Source organism: Legionella septentrionalis (assembly GCF_003989745.1).
Taxonomy (GTDB): domain Bacteria; phylum Pseudomonadota; class Gammaproteobacteria; order Legionellales; family Legionellaceae; genus Legionella_A; species Legionella_A septentrionalis.
Genome location: NZ_RZGS01000035.1, coordinates 1 through 20,107 on the forward strand (window position 1 = coordinate 1; position 20,107 = coordinate 20,107).

Sequence of the window (20,107 nt, forward strand, 5' to 3'; positions counted from 1 at the left end):
GGCATCATCATACTATCAAAGCTCCTATCGCGGGAGAGGGGGTAGATCGAAGTGAAATAGAAAAATTTGTGCTCAATTTAAGATGAAATCTTGTCTAAAAAACTTTAGGGACGTTGCCTAACTGATTATTTTATTGTTTTATTGGAAATCCTATACTCTAAGAAGCATCGGCAGGCTGGCTCATACACGAAAAATACTGTCTTCTTTTTTTGAAAAATTATTGTAAACATGAGCTATGCTAAGTGCTCATGGCGTGCTTCTAATACTAACCGCTGATGAATAGAATCACCCACTATTTGGTTGCAATATAATCAGTCGCTCTGTATATTATTTTCCCTTTCATATGAATAAGCTAGGGAATTGCAATGAACGAGCATCGCAAACAAAATGAGTCGGAAGGTAAACCAGGTGAATTCTCCAACTCAAACACCATTCAAATCCTGCACGCAGCAACAAGAACCCATACTCACTATCCACAGACGCCCTTTTCCGCAAAAGAATGCCTAACCTTGGCGGAGGAAGCATTTAGCCGCAAGAATTTTAGCGTTGCCGTGCGATGGTATGCGCTTGTGCTCTTTGCCGAGCCACTTAATAAGTTTGTACTTTCCCGCTCAACAGAATGTTTCCTACACCTTAATCAAGCTCATTTGGCGGTAACATCTTATTTAACACTTATCCGGCTGGCTTTTCTTCAAAATGAGTTCGAGCAAGTCAAACAATACATGCTGCAAATTTTGACCATCGACCCGAACTATCAATTCCACGCGGAAATATCTGAACCGCTCATCGAGCATTTTCTTGAATTGGCCAGCGAAAAATTTACAGCACAAGATTATGATCAAGCGATTCATTATTATGATTTCATTCTTAAACTGGACTCGATTCATTTTGACGCTTTGCTGGGAAGGGCTTATTGTAATTATGAAAAACAGAATTTTGCTGCAATTATAGATTCCTGTTTAATCCTCCTTAAATTGATCAGTGAAGGAATGATTTTAACCGAGGAGGAAAATATAGATGAAGATGAAGATCAGCTTTCTAATGTTTTAGAACTTCTCTCGGATTCTTATTTGAAATTAAAACAATTCACAAATGCGCTAACCTATTGCAAAAAAGCCATCGAATCCGATCCGCAAGAAATAGAATATAAAGAACGCTTAGCAGAATGTTATTTTGAGTTAAAAGAATACCAAAATTGCATTGCGCAATGTAATTTAATATTGCAAGAGCAAAATACAAATCGAAGAGCCTTGATGTATCGAACCTTTTCTTTCCTTAAAACTTATGAAGAAATATTAAAAAAAGCTGAGCCGAAAAAAAGTAAAGCGCAAACTGCCGAAATATTTGAAAAAGCTCGGGAGGATTTTACCCACTTACTGTCGCTTTCCATCAGCAAAGATGTATTAATGATATCTTCCCGCTTTTTCCTGCAAGAAAAATATTTTGATTGGGCCCACAAAATGGCAGAAAAGCTGCTCCAGGTGGATTTTCAAAATTCTGTGGGCCAAGTCGTTTCTTCTATTACCACGAGCCATCTTAAAAAAATAAATACAATTAAAACCTTGGAAGCCATAGCAGCAAACCCTGCCACCAATTTGCGGGAAATCTTATCCATTTTGACTTTTTTCATTGACCAAGGCTGCCGTATTGAAGCTAAAGCCATTATCAATAACTTGGAAATAAATGCGCGCGAATTGCAGATCTTCAATACACCAGAAGGCAGGCTCGAGCTTGACTGCTTTTTGCGAGCGAAAAAAGAATACCAGAGCTTACAAACCAAGCAATTGGCTTTTTTTGCAAGCAAAGCATTATCGCAAACGGATGTTGTGGTCATGACAGAAAATAATAACGCTGGTAAATCTCTAACATGATTTCCAGCTGCTATCATTAATGCATTTAAAAGAAATTGCCATGCCAGAAAAAAATAAAAATATTACAATGGTTTCACCTGCAAAAAAACTGGAAGAATACTTAGAAAAAGGAAATACTGCATATGATGAGGGAGAGTATACAAGCGCCGAAACCTATTATAGGGAAATCGTGAGTCTGGATCCCAATCATGCTGAAGCTTACTACAAATTATGCTTATCCTTTTTTTGGCAAAGAAAAGAACACGATGCATTTACTACCTGCTTAACCCTACAGGAACTGGCTCCTAAAATGGCAGCAGAATTGCAACAGATATTTCTAGCTGCTAAACATGCTACAGCTGCTTTTAAAAATAAAAACTTACAAACCGCACAAGAAAAATTAAAACTTATTACCCAGTTCGATCCTAAAAATATCGCCGTGTTGCACAACCTGGCTTTGTGTTGCTTGCAGCTTAACGATTTAAAAAGCTTTCAAGAAACAACTGAAACGCTATTAACTCATAAGCCTCATACAACCCCATACATCCAAGCGTTAAAATCCTTACAAAGCCATTGTTATAGTAATGGATTATATGAAACGGCCATAAAAATCAGTACCCACATCATTTCGATTCAACCCAATAACGTCGAAGAAATGGTTTATCGAGCCAAGTGCTATTGGAAGAAAAAAAACCATATACAAAGCCTTCGAGACTGCGAAACAGTGCTGCAAAAAGACCCGGTAAATATTGCTGCTTGTTTCATTCTTTCTATATGGATTTGGCAACCACAACACCCACAAGCATCTGTAAATTTTCATGGCACGCTTCTTCCGATTTGCGGCCAAGATAAGAGTAAACTTTTATTTATTATTAATGCTTGCCTAGAAGAATGTATTTTGTCTTGGGCGGAAATAGCTCTGGCAAAGCTTTTTGAGGTGGATCCAGAAAATTTACAAGGGATGAAGTTTAAAATTTTACTGGATGCCAAGCAAAATAAAATTACAAAAACTGAGATAGTCAGCTCACTCTATGCCGTTGCAAATCGGCAAGGTCTTCCCGAAGCCGATGTATTAGAAATTATTAATTTTTTTATAGACAACAATTATTTCCAGGAAGCAGGCGATACGTTAAAAACCATTGCACTTTCGTGTGCAAAAAAAAGCCAAGAAGCGCTGAGTCTTTTTATGGGGCTTAGAAACATTTATAACCAGCATGTGTTTAAGCATACACTGTTTAAACAGACAAATTATCAGGATTGCACAATCTTTACAGATGCCCCTCAACCCTCATTTACCAAGAGATAACCCTAATGTTCAAGCGCTCACGTCCATGGGACAATGATAAAAACGATGGGAAAAAGCAAAAAACAGTTTCCTGTGTACAACCACTTGAAAAAGATATTGCTGCCTTTTTAAAAGCCGGCATCGATGCATTAAATGGAAAAGATTACCAAGGTGCGATCCGGAATTTAACTTATGTTCTGAATGATAAATTAGATAACCAAACGGCTTTATTAAAACGAGCTGAAGCATATCTTTTCTTAAAGAATTATAAACAAGCGGAAAACGACATTACTGCTTTGTTAAAATTGGCATCTTTTCCGGACAGCAATCATCTTAGAGGACTTGCAATTCTAAATTTATGTATTGATGCCAAACAAAACATCGATGAGTTAACCCAAAAAGCATATGAATATTACCAACAAAAAAATTATCAAGCGACTATTGAGCAATGCACTCGCGTAATGGAACTTGATCCGCAAAATAAAAAAATCATCGTGGTTAGGGCAGATTGTTATTACCATCTAAAAAACTACGAAGCGGCTGAACAAGATTGCGATAACATATCTCCCATTGTTCTGACTGCATTATCACCCCTGACGGTTATGATTAAAATGGCAAATACCGGCCCTACCGCCCATAACTTTTCACTGGACTTACAGGAAGTATTTCGCATTAAGAAACAGTGCTTACAAGCCAAACAGCTCATAGAGCAAAATTTATCAGCAGCAAGTGCCTTATTAGCTAGGGCACAATATAAAGAAGCAGCGGAAAAATACGCTGTCGTTCTGGATTTGGATCCGGTGCATAAGAAAGCCCTGTTAGAGCAAGCGATATGCTGCTTTGAATTACGCGATTTAAAAACAGCCGAAGAAAACTGTAAACAGGCATTAACTCTTTCCCTTACTCCTAAACAAAATGAGGATGCCTTAATCCTGCTGGGATTTATCTATCAAAAACAGGGAGATTATAAGCAGGCGGAAGAATGCTGGAATATGCTGTTTTCGCACATACCTACCCCTTCCTTTCGAGCTTTTTATGGGCGTGGCATTTCTTATTTTTATGCCCAGAAATACCAAGAGAGTATCGCTGATTTTGATGCGGCCTTGCAAATAGTCCCCACAGAAAAAATCATTCATTTCAAACGCAGTAAAAGCTTGGTTAGACTTGCCGAACAAAAGAATAAGCAAATCCAAACTTTGCAAAATGAGTGCCAACGTATGGATTATTATCTGCAAAACTTTCTTGTATCGGGTAAAAAACAACAAATTAAAGAACTGCAAGCGCAAGTGCGTGCCTTACGGCAAGAAGCCAAACAAATCCGCTTTCACTTCATGAATGCAGCCATGGCGGGTAATACAAGCCAGCAAGAGAAAGAAGATCAACTTTATGAAATCATTGATTTATTTAATGACGAAGGCAATTATAAAGATTCAGAAACCGTCATTTTAAATTTAAAACAAGTGAATGAATTAAGGGGGGCGCTCTGTTTAAACACAGTGCATTTCAAACAAAATAAACACCCGGAGACTGCTGTTAAAAATTTGCTGCAATGCTTGGAAAATAAAAATATGAATGCCGAAGAATATTTATTCACTCTCAAATTCTTCTTTGAACATCAGCTGCTTAAGGAAGCCAAATCGGCTTGCCTCGTTATTGATAGTAAAAAAGATACTTTATTCGAAAACACTTCGCCTAATTTGCTCAAAATGTACCATGGGTATAAGCAACGGATTTTAACGACTCTTCTTAGCTCGCCTTTATATCATAGTGCGGTAAAGCAACGTTTGGTTGATGTGGAAATAATAACCGAAGCACCTGTACGTGCCAATGTGGGTTTTAGTTCAGTTTAGATAATTAAATCAAAGCATTACACCTTGCAAACTAATTCCAATACGCTAACATGGAGGAACTTTTTATGGACAAGGAGTGTTATGAGAATTATCACTGCTTCTGCTGCCTTGTTTGCGGCTACCCTTGCAACGGCGGCAACTCCCATTGATGGCTGGTATAGTTCAGTATTTGCCGGTTACGCTTATTTACCAGATAACGTCAGTAATTCATTTTCGGGCCTGGTACGCAATAATACCATTTACCAGTCGGGATATGATGTGGGGGGCAGCTTTGGTTATAAAGGAAGCCCGTTGCGTTACGAAGGCGAGCTTACCTACGTTAATGCCGAGCTTAAAAAATTTAATGTGAATGGTGTGCGGCAAGTCGGTGTCCGCGGCTACAATAATGTAATTTTGGGCATGGCAAACGTATTTTATGACTTTCCAGGCATTGTCTATGATGTACAACCTTTTCTAGGAATTGGTATCGGCTATGCGTGGATCAATGCCCAATTAAACAGTTCCGGGCCTACTTCCCCGACACGCTTCACCGCCTCAAATAGTGCGTTTGCCTATCAGGCGGCAGGAGGTTTAACTTACAACTTTGCGGAAAACTACGCGCTTAATATCGGTTATCGTTATGTAGCGACAGAGCGCGTGGATGATTTAGGCAAAATCTTTCAAGCTCATTTAGCCAATGTGGGTGTGATTTACCGCTTCGATGAAGCCCGTTATAAGTAAGGATGTAAGTCATGAAGCCGTCATTGAAAATATGCGCCGCCAGCTTGTTGCTGTTTAATACTTCCCTGTTCGCCGCCAACCCTATACCCGGAATTTATTTAGGCATTTTTATTGGCGGCAGCTACGCACCAAGCACAGATATTACGTTTTTGGCCCCTACTAACTTGACTTCTTCCTGTTTGCCGCCAACAAGCACATCCAGCGGTTGCGGCACAACCACAACGGGAGAGTTAACCTATTCCGGCTTTGGTGCGATAGGTGGGCAAATCGGTTACCGCATCGATCAATTCCGCATTGAAGTTGAACCGATGGTGAATTATAACCCGTATCAAAAAATAACCGTAGGTACGACCCGCTACAACAGCCCCAAGAGCAGTACTGGCTTGCGCTTAAAGGGCAGTACCACCACTGGGGCTATCATGCTGAATGGCTATTATGACTTTTATACGCCAGGCAGTTCATCCGATTTCGCCCCTTATCTGGGAGCTGGCATCGGATATGCCCGCGTAAACAACAGCATGCGTTTTTATTATAATAATGAAACACTGCAATACACAAAAATCGTTGAAAATAACAGTTCGCCTGCCGCGCAGGGGATAATCGGGGCTGCTTATTTCCTGGATGATTATACGTGGTTTGGGCTTGACTACCGCTATCTGACTACGAAAACAATCGATATTTTAAATTCACGTGTACAAATACACTCAATTAATTTATCGTTTAACGGTTCAATATGTCTTTAATTGAGATCATTTGATGCCGCACCAAATTTTACCTTCATTACTCTCGGCCAACATGATGCGTCTCGGCGAGGAAATTGCAGCCGTCCTAGCAGGCGGTGCAGATTTTTTGCATTTGGATATCATGGATAACCATTATGTACCGAACTTAACCTTTGGGCCATCTCTTTGCGAACAAATCCATCAATCTTTTCCCCAAGCTTTGCTCGATGTGCATCTAATGACTATTCCTGTTGACGAGCTAATCGTGCAATTCGCAAAAGCCGGCGCTAGACGAATCAGCATCCACCCTGATGCCACCCTCCATTTGGACCGCAGTCTGCAGTTGACTCAAGATTCAGGGTGCGAGGCAGGACTTGTATTAAATCCGGCCACTTCGATTGATTGCCTGCGCTGGTGTGCGCATCGTCTGGATTTTGTGTTGGTTATGACGGTAAATCCTGGGTTTGGGGGACAAACCCTTATTCCTGAAGTAATCGAAAAAATAAAATACCTTCATGCAGAATATCCACACTTGCCTATTTGTGTGGACGGAGGAGTCTCAGTGCACAATATCGCCCAACTTGCAGCAGCAGGGGCACAACAGTTTGTTGCCGGCTCTGCTATATTCAAAAGTACTGATTATGCAAAAACCATTGCTGCCATGAAACAACCTCCTTCGCAATCATGAATAAAATTGGTTTATTTTTATCCGGTTTTTTTTTAATCGCCACAGCTTGTGCTTCCTCTGGCGATGAGTATATGAAAAAATTTCAAGCTTACCAGCAATGGAGCCAAAACCTGCCAACCTATCCTGATCAAGAATTTATTGCTTTTATTGAGAGCAACACGCCTCTTGCGCAAAAATTGCGGGAAAAATGGTTATACCAATTGGCACGTGATAAAAATTGGGGCGCTTATGCACTTTATTATCGGCCTTCCAAAGATGTAAGTTTGCAATGCTACTCTCTCATTGCTCTTTATCAGGCAAACAAGATACAAGAGGTTTTGCATGCCGTTCAGCCTGTATGGTTAACAGGTGATTCCCAACCTCCGGCCTGTGATGCTTTGTTTACCCTTTTATTAAAAGATAACTTGCTTGCTGAGAATCTAATCACGCAACGAATTGTTCTTGCCCTGGAAAATAGGAATGTTTCCCTAGCCCGTTATTTGATTAAACAATACAAAAGCGTAAACCCGCAAACATTGCAGCTTCTGGATGAAGTTCAACGGAATCCGGCAAATATTAAGCGATTGGAAGCAGGCAAGTTACACGATGATTTCTATTTATACGGACTTAAGCGTTTAGTATCCAGCAATATGGATTTGGCAATTTCATATTGGCACGAGGAAAAAACACAACGGTTGCTTAGCGAGCAGAAAAAGCAAAGTTTTTTAACCCATATAGCTATTTATAAAGCGATGCGCAACCATGAAGATGCTCCACAATGGTTTGCCATGATAAAGCCTCAGTATTATTCCGATGCATTGCTTGATTGGCAAATTCGCTTTGCTTTAAAGCAACAAAAATGGCAAGAGGTAGAACGGCTTATTTATCTTTCTCCCAACAAGACCAATCCAGCCTGGCAATATTGGCTGGCCCGCTCCCTGGAAGCACAGGGTGAACAAGAGTATGCTCATCCTATCTACAACGAAGTAGCCAAAACCAGAAATTATTATGGCTTTCTGGCAAGTTTGCGGCTTAGAAAAAACTTTACCTTCTTAAATGAACCTGCGAGCATGGATACCCGCGTTTTAGTGCCGTACCAACCCTTCCTTGAACAAATCAAGGCTCTTTACGCAGCCAATCAAACCGCACAAGCATCTAGACTCTTAAACGATTTTGTCAGTGAGTTACCACGGGCGGACAAAAGTGCTCTGATATATTGGTTATCCAATGAGTTACGTTGGCATGCCAAAGCGTTATATTTAAGTAACAACGAAGAATTAAATAATCAGTTATCCTTAAGATTTCCCCTGGCATATCAACATACGATTTCATACCACGCAAAAAGTTACCGCATTCCACCTGAATTTATTTATGCCATTATTCGTCAGGAAAGCACCTTTCATGAAGACGTCATTTCTCCGGCTGGTGCTTATGGGTTAATGCAAATCCTGCCTTCTACTGCCAAAATGATGGCGAAAGATCGAAAAATTGCCTATCAAGATAAACAGCAATTATTTTCTCCCCAGCAAAATATCAATATCGGTACTGCTTATCTAAAACACTTGGCAGAACGATTTAAACATCCTTTGCTGATGGCCGCAGCTTATAATGCCGGTCCGAGGCAAGTAGTACACTGGTTAAATACTCATCCCCCTAAACAAATTGATATTTGGATAGAAACACTTCCCTGGCAAGAAACACGTAACTATTTAAAAAACGTCATTTCTTTTTATGCTGTTTACCAATATCGTATGAATGCGAAACCAAATATAAACGAATTTTTCAAGCCATTTAATTAATAATAAGAAACGTCTGTGAACTGATGATCCATGCGGGCAAACTTTAAGCTTCAGGAATAGTGCACAATAAAAATTGAAAGCCTGCAGCGTCTTTTTTGCTATTATCATAAGCCTCCATTCACAAACTGGATGCCTTTTCCGAATAAAAATTTTAAAAAATCGAACAGGTATTGGTAAACAACTGATGTATTAATTTAAATTCTTGCTTATCCTTTTGGAAAATTCCCTTGAGAATTTATATAGGAACTTTTGAATTTTCTCGCCCAATTCATGTTTGGATTAACGATGGATTAGCCAGTGGCAGTATTTTAACCGGGAGCAGAATTTACAATGGCTATTTTTATCGCTAACTTAGCCTTCGATCATCACTTCATTAACACTGCTCGTTTGGAAATCTTCTCAGCAAGTATTTTTTGCGCCCTAGCAGGAATTCTTATGCTGGCACTATATAAAAGGTATTTTCAAATTTTTTAGTTACGTAATCGTCAGTCGATGTCTTAATATGCCTATGACACATCTTTTCCCCGATTAATGCATACCACAATAACCGGGGAGGTAACTTAGTTCATATCTATATAATCAAAATGTACAGCGCTCCTGCACCTCTGAGCACCTGGACTAAAAGCTGCTTATTTTTCTGTTGAGCGATTTTTTGCAAATCGCGGGTCGTCACGGTAGGTTGCTTGTTCGCTGCGACGATGATGTCACCCGGGCGCAAGCCTGCTCGCCAACCTGCACTATTTTCAGAAGCACCGACTACTTGCACCCCTTGCACATGACCATGCATTGGAGAATCTTGCTCGAAATCCCTGAGAGCCAACCCATAGAGGAAAGGATTCTTAGATTGCAACTGCTGCTCATGTTTCTTGACGTCCGTTACCATGACATCAAACGTCATATCCTTACCACCGCGTTTGATTTTAATTTTAGCCTGGCTACCAACGCGTAAAAGGCTAATTGTGGTTTTAACCTGCGTGGCTTGGGTAATGTGGGTATCATTGATTTGCACAATGATGTCCCCCGGCTGCAAACCGGCTATTTCTGCAGGTGAATTTTCATTGACTTGAGAAATCAATGCTCCTTGAAAATCTTCCGGATAATCCAATGCTTGTGCCAATTCCGGGGTAAGGTGCTGCACAAAAATTCCCATCAAACCACGATGCACTGAACCATACTTAATGATTTGTTGTGCTACGTCTTTTGCCATATTGATAGGAATGGCAAAGCCTATACCAACGTTGCCGCCGTACAGTGAAATAATGGCCGTGTTAATACCGATTAATTCTCCTTTTGCATTCACTAATGCACCGCCTGAGTTGCCAGGATTTATTGCTGCATCCGTTTGAATAAAATTCTCAATTCCCTCGATGTTTAAATCACTGCGCTTCATGGCACTTACGATACCGAAAGTAGCAGATTGACTGTTACCGAAGCTGTTAAGACCAAATGGATTGCCGATAGCAACCACAAAATCACCTACTTCAATTTTGTCTGAATCGCCGATTGGCAAACTTTTTAAATTTTTTGCATCAATTTTTAATACGGCCACATCGGTTTCACTGTCCCCGCCAATCAGTTTTGCCTTTAATCTGCGACCATCATTGAGCGTCACAGTAATAAGGGTTGCATTACGTATCACATGATCATTGGTGATGATGATTCCATTAGTCGGATCAATGATAACTCCCGAGCCGATGCTTTGAAATTTCCGCGGTTTTTCAGGCCCGGCTTGCCTCTCTTGGTTATTATCATCTTCATCGTCTTGATCTTGCGGCTGTAAATTTCCTGGAATAATACCTTGTACAGCCACGTTCACGATGGCCGGCATAGCATTCTTAAGAACAGGAGCCAGGGTGGGCAATTGATTTACTTCTACTGCAGCTTGCGCCCATGAATTGGCAAGCATACATGCCAAAGCAATGGCATAACGAAATTTTTGTAACATATTAAGTATCCTGTTTAAACCAAATTAAAGTTGCCATTCTACCAGTTTGTGTTTGCCGTCGGTAAGAATAGAAATGTCGTTCAAGCTCAAACGTACAGGCATTGGATGAATAAACCGCTTTGACGCCTTGAGCATTTAGAATTAATTCCGCCATTTTAGCTAAATTGGCCAACCATTTTTCACCCTTTTGCACAAACGTATTTTGAGTATAGGGGTAACGATCGGCATAAACTTCCAACACCTCCCGTCCCACTTCAAAGCATTGGCAGCAAATCGCAGGGCCAAGCCACGCCAGTATATCTTCAGCGCGGCTGTGCATTTTTCCAAGGGTATTTTCGAGAATTCCCCCAACCAAACCACGCCAGCCACAATGAACCGCAGCAATTTCCGTTCCCTCACGATTGCATAAAATAACGGGCAAACAATCGGCTGTCATGATTGCCAGCGGATAATTTTTGTTGCGCGTGACTGCTGCATCTGCATTTCGTGTGGCCTCATCCTCAACAACCACACAACGCGTACTATGCGTCTGCTCAAGCCATACAGGAGTAGCAGGAAGCCGTAATCTCTGCTGCAATGCCTGGCGATTGCACTGCACGTGCATAGAATTGTCTCCTACATGCAAGGCAATATTATTACCGGCGTACGGTAATTGGCTCTCACCTTCATGTCGCGTCGTTGTCACAGCACCAATATGATGCGGCGCTGGCCAATCAGCAATTAAATAAAACAATTCACCCACCTAAAAAAACAAGAACTTGACATATTAACAATGAGAGAAACTCTGTCAATAGCATTATCGTTGAGACTTATCACCTGCGTTTTTATATTAAAAGAAACATAGATTGTATATTTATTTACGCAACTGCGTATAATATGGTTAATTAATAAAATAATCTATGACTTCAGGAAACTTTAAGGTCAATATAGTAATATATGCATCAATACATGCAATTTTTTTTCTTAATGACAACAAATATATCATTATTGTGAGGGCACGATGAAGGGAGTAATGCGTTTTTTATTGCTGTTTCCTGTAACAAGCCTGGTTGGGCTAGCTATAGGGGCAATTGCTTTTTTAGTATTTACCCTTCTTTACATTCCTTTGGTTTTAGTAGCCACTTTAAGCCTGGCATCCAAAATAACTGAAAAAATAATGCATCATTATTTTCCTGAACGCGTTGAATATTACAACGTGCCAAGAGAACAAATCCAAAGAGACGAAAGAAAACAAACTGCAATAAGATTTACCTTGCTACCGATAATCAGCTTACTGATTGCTCCTCCCATAGCCTTTCTAATGCCCATACTCATCGTGGCGCTCCCTGTTTTCCTCGCTGGAGCAGTCGCTATTACTTTGGCTTACAAACCTTTCAAGCAAGAAAGTCCTGCAGAGCTACAGCACATTCCACGTCCTCGCAACGAAACCAATCTGGGCGCATCCTATCATGCGATGAATAATAGCTTTGGCAGCAGCACTTCGTCTTCTTTAATAATGGATGAGGAAGATACTCCCCATTTTTCTTCACCATTACAAAGGCGAGTGTCATCTAATAACGACACTCAACAAGATGAATTAAATTCATATAACAATAACAACAGCATTTAGGCAGTAGAAATTAACCATAATAATGCTCTAAAGTCTGCAGCAATTTTTGAAAATCTTCTGGTAAGGGAGCTTCAAAGTTCATATATTCCTGCGTCTTGGGATGCAGCAAAGACAAAGAATAAGCATGCAAAGCTTGCCTTTTAAAGGTCTGTAAAAGCTGGCGCATCTCATCTGTAGCATCCGCTGGGAAACGCACCCGCCCGCCATATAGCTGATCGCCAACCACCGGATGATTCATATAAGCCATATGGACGCGGATCTGATGCGTCCTGCCCGTCAACAAACTTACCTCAAGCAAGGTAAATTGATGGTAATGTTTTTTAACGGTATATTCCGTGATGGCTTCCTTCCCCTGATTACACACCGCCATTTTTAAACGGTTGCGTGGGTGTCTTCCGTAAAAGGTTTCTAATACTCCACCGCTGATGACATGACCATACACCAAGGTCAAATAGCGTCTTTGGATTTCCCTGGCTTGCATTTGCCTAATCAGCGATGTATGGGCAGGCAAGTTTTTTGCTACCATTAATAATCCAGTAGTGTCTTTATCCAGCCTATGAATAATTCCAGCCCTTGGCAGCTGCTGCAAAATGGGATCATGATGCAATAAGGCATTAACCAAAGTATGCAAAGGATTGCCGGCTCCAGGATGAACCACTAGCCCGGCGGGTTTATTAATGATTAAAATATCGTCATCTTCGAATACTATTTCTAATGGTATGGCTTCTGCGGCGTCTTCTTCGTAATGATTAACCACATCGTTTAGCTGTAAAAGCACCTTTTCCCCGCCATAGATTTTTTCTTTTGGTTTGTACAAACGCCCATTAATGGTGATTTTACCTGCCTTCAACCACAAGGTAAGCTGCGAACGGGAAAATTCGGTAAATAGTTTGGCTAAGGCTGCATCGACACGCTCACCGTAGCATGCCACGGGAATAATAGCTTCTTTGCTCAATGATTCATTCATAATGGGAAGACTCGATATTGAACATACAATAAGAGGGGCAGCCCCGCTAATCTTAAAGCGGGGCGCAAAGACTTAATCTTGCATCAGGCGGCCACGCAATGAATTAGGTTGGGCTTCTGTTATACATACATCTACAAACTGTCCAACTGCAGTCACTGGGCCATCAAAATTCACCACACGATTGCATTCAGTACGCCCGGCCAACTGATTTTCCCGCTTTTTGGAAATACCGGTTACCAGGATACGCTGCGTGCTGCCCACCATGGATTGACTGTAGCGGGAAGCCTGCAGAACGAGGCGATCTTGCAGGATTTTAAGACGTTGTTTTTTAATTTCCATAGGAATATCATCTGGCAAATTCGCTGCAGGAGTTCCTGGCCTTGCACTGTAAATAAAGCTGAAGGACGTATCAAAACCAATCTCATGCACCAAATCCATGGTGTCCTGAAAGTCCTGATCTGTTTCGCCGGGAAAACCCACAATAATGTCGGTAGACAAGCGGATATCCGGGCGGACTTTACGCAACTTGCGGATTTTTGATTTATATTCCAAAGCAGTGTAGCCACGCTTCATCAAGGAAAGGATTCGATCCGAACCGCTTTGTACCGGCAAATGCAAATGATTCGCCAATTCGGGGACTTCGGCATACGCATTGATTAAATTATCGGAAAATGCCAACGGATGTGACGTTGTAAAACGGATTCTGTCAACGCCGTCAATGGCAGCAATATAGTGAATCAGCAATGCCAGGTCGGCTATTTCCCCATTATGCATGGGGCCACGGTAGTCGTTGACGTTCTGCCCTAGCAAATTGATTTCACGTACTCCCTGAGTAGCCAATTGGTAACACTCGGCCAACACGTCATCAAAAGGCCTGCTAATTTCTTCGCCGCGGGTATAAGGCACCACGCAATAGCTGCAATACTTGCTACAGCCTTCCATAATTGAAACAAAAGCCATTGGTCCTTCTGCACGCGGGGCAGGCAGATGATCAAATTTTTCGATTTCTGGAAAACTGATATCTACCACGGGCTTACGGCTTTCAAGCCTTTCATTTAAAAGCTGAGGAAGACGATGCAGCGTTTGCGGACCAAACACCAAATCCACAAATGGCGCACGTTTAAGAATAGCAGCGCCTTCCTGACTTGCGACGCACCCACCGACACCAATAACCACGTGTGGATGCATTTCTTTATGCTTACGCCACTCGCCTAATTGCGAAAATACTTTTTCCTGAGCTTTTTCGCGAATAGAACAAGTATTTAATAAAATAACATCGGCTTCTTCAACGTGATCTGTTTTTTGTAATCCGTGTGACTGCAGCAATACTTCAGCCATTTTAGATGAATCGTATTCATTCATCTGACAACCGTTGGTTTTAATGTAAAGCTTTTTAAACATAATAATCCACTTACTTACAGCATTTAATTAATCACTCATGCACGCTTTTGCAATAAGTTTCCCGCAAAAGTGGCATAATCAGCAAAGCAATGAACATACCTGCAGGCAACAAGGCCAAAGCAATATGGTACGCCTCTAATGGATAAATGCGAACAGCATTTACTGTCTCCCCTTGCCATAATTTATCCAGAATATAGCCAATGATTGGCTGCGCCAGCGCTATGCCAATCATATTCATCATATTCATGAAACTTAAGCCGGTAGCAACATAACGCTTGCTGCATAATTCTTTCGCTACGGCGAATGCAGGTAAAAAACCAGCAGAAAAAATACCGAACAGGAATAATGATAATTCCATCAGCCAACCGCTTTGTATAGGGACATAAATAAAACATAAGCTGGTAAGCAAAGCCCCTATACAACCTATGTACATGGGTGGCTTGCGACGCCCGATGCGGGTGGAAAAAATTCCCCACAAAGGACTGGCAATCGCCCAACCTACAAATACCAGGGATATATAATTAGCAGCAGTGGCTTTGGCAATTTGCATTTTCAGCATTAAAAAAGGCACACCCCATAAACCACAAAATACCGGGGTAGCCATATACATCAAACCGCCATAAGTAGCCACTAACCATAATTGTTTGTTTTTTAACAATGCCAAAAGGCTTTTTAATAAACCTTCCTCATCCGTCGCATGATGAACCAATTTGACTTGGCTGGGCGTGTCTTTGGCCACCAGAAAAATCAGAAAAGCAAGAACAATACCCACACTCCCCATGATGATCATGCTTTCGCGCCAGCCATATCGATCAATGAGCAGAGCTAAAGGAGCTTCACCCCCGATTGCTCCCAACATCCCAATGGTAACCATAACACCCGTCAACAAGGCAAAGCGTTCGGAAGGAAACCAATTGGCTGCCAATTTCATGGCACCCACAGCGGCAAAGGCAGAGCCAAAACCAATCATCAAGCGTGCCAAACAAGCCATATAAAAGCTGCTGGTCAACCCAAAAGCAATTGTGCTTACCGCACAAATTGCCGTGGCGATAGTCAACAATCGGCGTGGGCCGAAATAATCCATCAGAACGCCGCCGGGAAGCTGCATGGACGCATAGGAATAAAAATAAATGCCGGATAAAATACCAAGAGTTTGTCCTGTCACCGCGAAATCGCGCATAAGCTCAGAACTCATTACACTGGGCGAAACTTGCAATAAGCATTCGTAAAAATAAAACAGGCAACCTAATCCCCATACGATCCAAGGCATCAGCAATTTAAAAGACCAACTATGAGAAGCAGCCGCGCGCGGGTTACTAAAAGCCATTTATGTCCATCTCCCGTCCGGTACGAAATCGAACTATTTTTTCAAAAGCACACTGCAAAGGTTTTACTTTTTTAAGGCACGAAAGTAAAATATTATCAGCTTGACCACTAATTGTCTATTCTGTATTGAATGACCAATACTGATGTTATCAGGTCTCCAATCAGCCAAGCAATGCCATTTTAATTAAAAGTTCAATAACTTAACCGTGTTATTCAAAATGCCTGTACCGCACGTTTTACTCACACTATTGGTAGTCTTTATTTGGGGCTTAAATTTTCTTTTTGTTAAGATTTGCCTTGAGGAAATTTCACCACTGCTTCTTTGCGCCCTACGCTTTTTCCTGGCAAGCGTGCCTGCGATTTTTTTCATTAAACCACCCAAAATGCCATTCAGAACGGTGGCTCTTTATGGATTAATCATGTTTGCCCTGCAATTCGCATTATTGTTTCTGGGCATTTATGCGGGTATGACGGCGGGCATGGCGGCATTAATCATGCAGGTACAAATTTTTTTCAGCATGTTTTTTGCGGCTATTTTTCTTGATGAACAACCTACTTTCCTGCAAGTAGCCGGCGCTTTTACTTCCTTCATTGGAATTGGCGTTGTAGCCTGGCATTTCGACAATCATCTCTCTTTATTAGGATTTATCTTAATACTGGCAGCAGCTGCCACTTGGGGTTTTGGCAATTTGATAACTAAAAAAAGTCCGAGCGTGAATGCCATCGCATTGATTGTCTGGGGAAGTTTTATTGCCTTCCCACCTTTGTTTTTATGTTCCTTGCTTTATGAAGGTTTTGCCAGTGCAGTTCTAAGCTATCAACACATTAGCTTAAAAGGAATTGGGACTTTATTGTATATTGTGTATGCCTCCACATGGATAGGTTATGGTGCATGGAACTGGTTGCTGGCCCGTTATCCCATCGGGATGATTGTCCCTTTTACTTTATTAATACCCATCATTGGAGTATTGGGTTCTGTCGCTTTTTTGGGAGAACCTTTGCAGACTTGGAAAATTATTGCTGGGTTATTTGTTGTTACCGGGCTTTGCATTAATCTGCTAAACTCTTATGCTCCCATTAAGTTCAATAAAAAAGCGGTAAACGCATAACAGGCAAGGTTATTAAAATTGCAAATTTGGATCGATGGCGACGCTTGTCCCAACAAAATTAAAACCATTCTTTTTCGGGCGGCGATAAGAACGAAAACTCCATTGGTTATTGTGGCTAACCATTTTGTCTCAATACCCCCCTCCCCTTATATTAAACGCCTGCAAGTAGAAACAGGCTTTGACTCGGCAGACAAGAAAATAGCAGCCAGTATCAAAGCGCATGATCTCGTTATTACTGCAGATATTCCTCTGGCAAATATCGTCATAGAACAAAAAGGCATCGCATTAAACCCAAGAGGCGAGCTATATTCTGCCAATAACATTAAACAAGTATTGGCCATGCGCAATCTTAACGAATCACTGCGCAACACTGGTATGATATCAGGCGGCCCCGCTTCGCTTAGCTCCAGTGATGTACAACGCTTTTCCAATCATTTGGATAAAATTCTTGCTGCAAAACCTCATTAGAATAAAGTTTCAGCGAAGCCCAATACCACTATTAAGCCCATCTAAACACCCAAATACCAATTTAAAAAAATTAATACAATAGCAAGCGCGGCTATAAGAATGCTATCAAGTCCAGCAAAAGTTCATCACGCCAGTAATTTTGGCGATGGTTTAGAAATACTTCTGCGCCACATTCACTATGCTCATGCTCCAAAACACTATTGACTATTTCAAAACAACCGCATGCACTTTGTATGGGCAGCAAAAAATATCCTACACTTTATGATAATTAATACCAGAATTAATGCTCCAACCCCGAACTGGAGGGGCAATCCGATGGATGCAACCTTGGATTTACTACGGCAAATCATACTAAACGTCCCCAACTATATTTTCTGGAAAGATAGAAATTTAATTTATCGTGGCTGCAATAAAAATTTTGCACGCAGCCTCGGATTTAACAATATTCAAGAGATAATCGGCAAATCCGATTACCAAATGCCCTGGGCTGTTTCCTCCACTTTGAATTATATTGATGAAGACAATCAAATTTTGGCAACGGGCCACCCCATCCTTGATAAAGAAATCCCCATGGTCTTTCCGAATGGTAAAGAGCGCATTTTATCTACAAGCAAGGTACCTTTATATGACAATCAAGGCATGATCAATGGAATTCTCGGGATTTATGTAGACATCACTCATCTTAAAGAAGACGAAAAAATCCTTTCACTTGCTAAAGAAGCGGCTGAAAGTGCAAATCAAGCTAAAACTCAATTCATAGCCAACATGAGCCATGATTTACGCACGCCATTAAGCGGCGTAGTCGGCATGTCGGAACTTCTGCGGGATAAAGCGGATAATCCAGAACAGCGCCAATATGCTGAGTGGATCCATGATTGCAGCCAACAATTGCTGCAGCTGCTCAATGGCATTTTGGATATTGTTTCTCTGGGGAAGGTTAAGGAAGACGAGCTTAAAATAACCACGTTTGATATACGGGAATGTATCGCAGAATTAGTGGCGCTTGAAATTCCAACCATAAAAATTCGCGGTTTGAATTTATTGGTTAATATTGATAATGATGTGCCTAAATACATCGACTCCGATCGCATCAAACTGCATCGCATCATGCTTAATCTTTTAGGTAATGCCATCAAATTTACAGACAAGGGGCATGTGGCCATTGATGTTAAATTAAAAAATTTGCAAGAAAATGAAGCCTTGATTTATTTTGCTGTAGCGGATACCGGCATCGGTATCCCAGAAGAGCAATTAGCCCAAATTTTTGATCGCTTTCACCGCATTAATCCTTCCTATAAAGGTATCTATGAAGGACATGGCGTCGGCTTACACATCGCCCAATCGTATATTGCCTTGTTAGGAGGCGATATTGAAGTCAAAAGCAAACCGGGGGCAGGTACAACTTTTTCTTTCGAACTTCCTTTAAAAATAGGGCGTGCGGAAGACGCGGTGGATGAATCTTCTTTGCAATTACTGGAGAAAGCTGTACATGCAACCAAGCATCATAAGCCAAAAAAAATAGTATCAGCTATTCCCCACTTACTGCTCGTTGAAGATAATTTAGTGGCCCGCCATCTTATTGAAAATCTGGCGGCGCAATGTGGTTGTCAATTTATGTCTGCAGAAAGCGGTGAAGCCGCACTTGAATTAATAAATAATAATGAATTTGATTTAATCATTACCGATATTGGTTTGCCTGGCATGTCCGGGCATGAATTGACGCAACATGTCCGGGAAAAAGAAGCCAATCATAAAAACCATGTTCCTATCGTGGGCTTAACAGCTTTGGCTCGCAATCAAATCAGAGATGAATCGCTCAAATTGGGCATGGATGATGTGTTTAATAAACCTATAAGCCTTGCCCTCATGGAAACCATTATTAATCAATTTTTAGACTTATCACCCAAAGCTAAAGCTTCGCAAAAGAAAAAAGAGCAGATTAAGGCCGGGCTTGGAGCCGACTTGCCTGAAACCGAATCTGAACTTTTTAATTTAAACGATTATAAAATTTTTGACTTGGACGAGGCGAAAAAAAACCTTGGGGATGAAAATGCCGTAAAAGATTTGCTGCGCCTTATGCTTTCACAAGAAATGCAAACGGATTTGGATGCCATCAAGCAAGCCCACCGGAAACATGATTGGGAAAAAGTAGAGAAATTAGCGCATAAAATGAAAGGCGGCGCGCTTTATCTTGGCACTATAAAAATGAAATACGCCTGCCAATATCTGGAACGCTACCAAAAGGCAGGACATACCAAGCTGCTCGAACCACTTTACCAGCAACTTATAAAAATTGTGATGGAAACGCAAAACTACATTACCAAGTGGTTACAGCAGGAGACATAAATTTTTTTGCACCCAATTTTATTTTTTAAGCTTCCTATCTTGA

Annotated in this window: 17 protein-coding genes; 12 read left to right on the forward strand and 5 right to left on the reverse strand. The window is 41.1% G+C overall.

The genetic code is table 11. The features are described 5' to 3' along the window. Nucleotides 1-365: 365 nt before the first annotated feature. From ELY11_RS10125 to ELY11_RS12825, 8 genes are all read left to right on the forward strand, one after another. Nucleotides 366-1,871, forward strand: a complete 1,506-nt coding sequence (locus ELY11_RS10125) for a tetratricopeptide repeat protein (RefSeq protein ID WP_127033368.1) — start codon at nt 366-368, stop codon at nt 1,869-1,871. A gap of 19 nt (nt 1,872-1,890) precedes the next feature. Beyond that, nucleotides 1,891-3,156 (forward strand): tetratricopeptide repeat protein, encoded by a 1,266-nt coding sequence (locus ELY11_RS10130; protein WP_127033370.1) that lies wholly within the window; start codon nt 1,891-1,893, stop codon nt 3,154-3,156. Nucleotides 3,157-3,161: 5 nt separating this feature from the next. Next, complete coding sequence (locus tag ELY11_RS10135) at nt 3,162-4,985, forward strand: tetratricopeptide repeat protein (RefSeq protein ID WP_127033372.1); 1,824 nt, start codon at nt 3,162-3,164, stop codon at nt 4,983-4,985. Nucleotides 4,986-5,066: 81 nt separating this feature from the next. After that, nucleotides 5,067-5,705, forward strand: coding sequence for an outer membrane protein (locus ELY11_RS10140; protein ID WP_126954950.1), 639 nt, complete (start codon nt 5,067-5,069; stop codon nt 5,703-5,705). 11 nt (nt 5,706-5,716) lie between these two features. After that, nucleotides 5,717-6,448 carry an outer membrane protein gene (locus ELY11_RS10145; RefSeq protein WP_126954949.1) on the forward strand — a complete coding sequence of 244 codons (732 nt, stop codon included), beginning with the start codon at nt 5,717-5,719 and terminating at the stop codon, nt 6,446-6,448. Nucleotides 6,449-6,461: 13 nt separating this feature from the next. Continuing rightward, on the forward strand, nt 6,462-7,115 hold the full coding sequence (rpe, locus tag ELY11_RS10150; protein ID WP_126954948.1) for a ribulose-phosphate 3-epimerase: 654 nt from the start codon (nt 6,462-6,464) through the stop codon (nt 7,113-7,115). Next, nucleotides 7,112-8,893 carry a transglycosylase SLT domain-containing protein gene (locus ELY11_RS10155; RefSeq protein WP_127033374.1) on the forward strand — a complete coding sequence of 594 codons (1,782 nt, stop codon included), beginning with the start codon at nt 7,112-7,114 and terminating at the stop codon, nt 8,891-8,893. Before rpe ends, ELY11_RS10155 begins: the two co-directional genes overlap by 4 nt. Before the next feature lie 330 nt (nt 8,894-9,223). After that, nucleotides 9,224-9,367 (forward strand): Na+/H+ antiporter NhaA, encoded by a 144-nt coding sequence (locus tag ELY11_RS12825; RefSeq protein ID WP_126954946.1) that lies wholly within the window; start codon nt 9,224-9,226, stop codon nt 9,365-9,367. A gap of 97 nt (nt 9,368-9,464) precedes the next feature. Here the strand turns inward: ELY11_RS12825 and ELY11_RS10165 are convergent, their stop codons facing one another. Together ELY11_RS10165 and pgeF are read right to left on the reverse strand one after the other, a co-directional pair. Continuing rightward, nucleotides 9,465-10,799 (reverse strand): Do family serine endopeptidase, encoded by a 1,335-nt coding sequence (locus ELY11_RS10165; RefSeq protein ID WP_371923172.1) that lies wholly within the window; start codon nt 10,797-10,799, stop codon nt 9,465-9,467. Between the two features lie 40 nt (nt 10,800-10,839). Continuing rightward, the gene (gene pgeF / locus ELY11_RS10170; protein WP_126954944.1) at nt 10,840-11,571 is read right to left on the reverse strand and encodes a peptidoglycan editing factor PgeF; all 732 of its coding nucleotides are present in this window, start codon (nt 11,569-11,571) and stop codon (nt 10,840-10,842) included. Between the two features lie 267 nt (nt 11,572-11,838). On the opposite strand from pgeF, the gene ELY11_RS10175 reads away from it, so the two are divergent. Further along, nucleotides 11,839-12,447: a hypothetical protein gene (locus ELY11_RS10175; protein ID WP_126954943.1), complete on the forward strand. Its 609-nt coding sequence runs from the start codon at nt 11,839-11,841 to the stop codon at nt 12,445-12,447. A 10-nt stretch (nt 12,448-12,457) separates the two neighbouring features. Here the strand turns inward: ELY11_RS10175 and rluD are convergent, their stop codons facing one another. From rluD to ELY11_RS10190, 3 genes are all read right to left on the reverse strand, one after another. Continuing rightward, nucleotides 12,458-13,414 (reverse strand): 23S rRNA pseudouridine(1911/1915/1917) synthase RluD, encoded by a 957-nt coding sequence (rluD, locus tag ELY11_RS10180; RefSeq protein ID WP_126954942.1) that lies wholly within the window; start codon nt 13,412-13,414, stop codon nt 12,458-12,460. 72 nt (nt 13,415-13,486) lie between these two features. Beyond that, entirely contained in the window at nt 13,487-14,815 is a 1,329-nt protein-coding gene (gene miaB, locus ELY11_RS10185; RefSeq protein WP_126954941.1) for a tRNA (N6-isopentenyl adenosine(37)-C2)-methylthiotransferase MiaB, read from the reverse strand. A 31-nt stretch (nt 14,816-14,846) separates the two neighbouring features. Then, nucleotides 14,847-16,142 carry an MFS transporter gene (locus tag ELY11_RS10190; RefSeq protein ID WP_126954940.1) on the reverse strand — a complete coding sequence of 432 codons (1,296 nt, stop codon included), beginning with the start codon at nt 16,140-16,142 and terminating at the stop codon, nt 14,847-14,849. Nucleotides 16,143-16,359: 217 nt separating this feature from the next. On the opposite strand from ELY11_RS10190, the gene ELY11_RS10195 reads away from it, so the two are divergent. The 3 genes from ELY11_RS10195 to ELY11_RS10205 all read left to right on the forward strand — a co-directional run bounded on the left by ELY11_RS10195 (nt 16,360) and on the right by ELY11_RS10205 (nt 20,064). Next, nucleotides 16,360-17,250: an EamA family transporter gene (locus ELY11_RS10195; protein WP_126954939.1), complete on the forward strand. Its 891-nt coding sequence runs from the start codon at nt 16,360-16,362 to the stop codon at nt 17,248-17,250. Nucleotides 17,251-17,268: 18 nt separating this feature from the next. After that, complete coding sequence (locus tag ELY11_RS10200) at nt 17,269-17,718, forward strand: YaiI/YqxD family protein (RefSeq protein ID WP_126954938.1); 450 nt, start codon at nt 17,269-17,271, stop codon at nt 17,716-17,718. A gap of 315 nt (nt 17,719-18,033) precedes the next feature. Next, the gene (locus tag ELY11_RS10205; RefSeq protein ID WP_158615196.1) at nt 18,034-20,064 is read left to right on the forward strand and encodes an ATP-binding protein; all 2,031 of its coding nucleotides are present in this window, start codon (nt 18,034-18,036) and stop codon (nt 20,062-20,064) included. Nucleotides 20,065-20,107 lie beyond the last annotated feature (43 nt).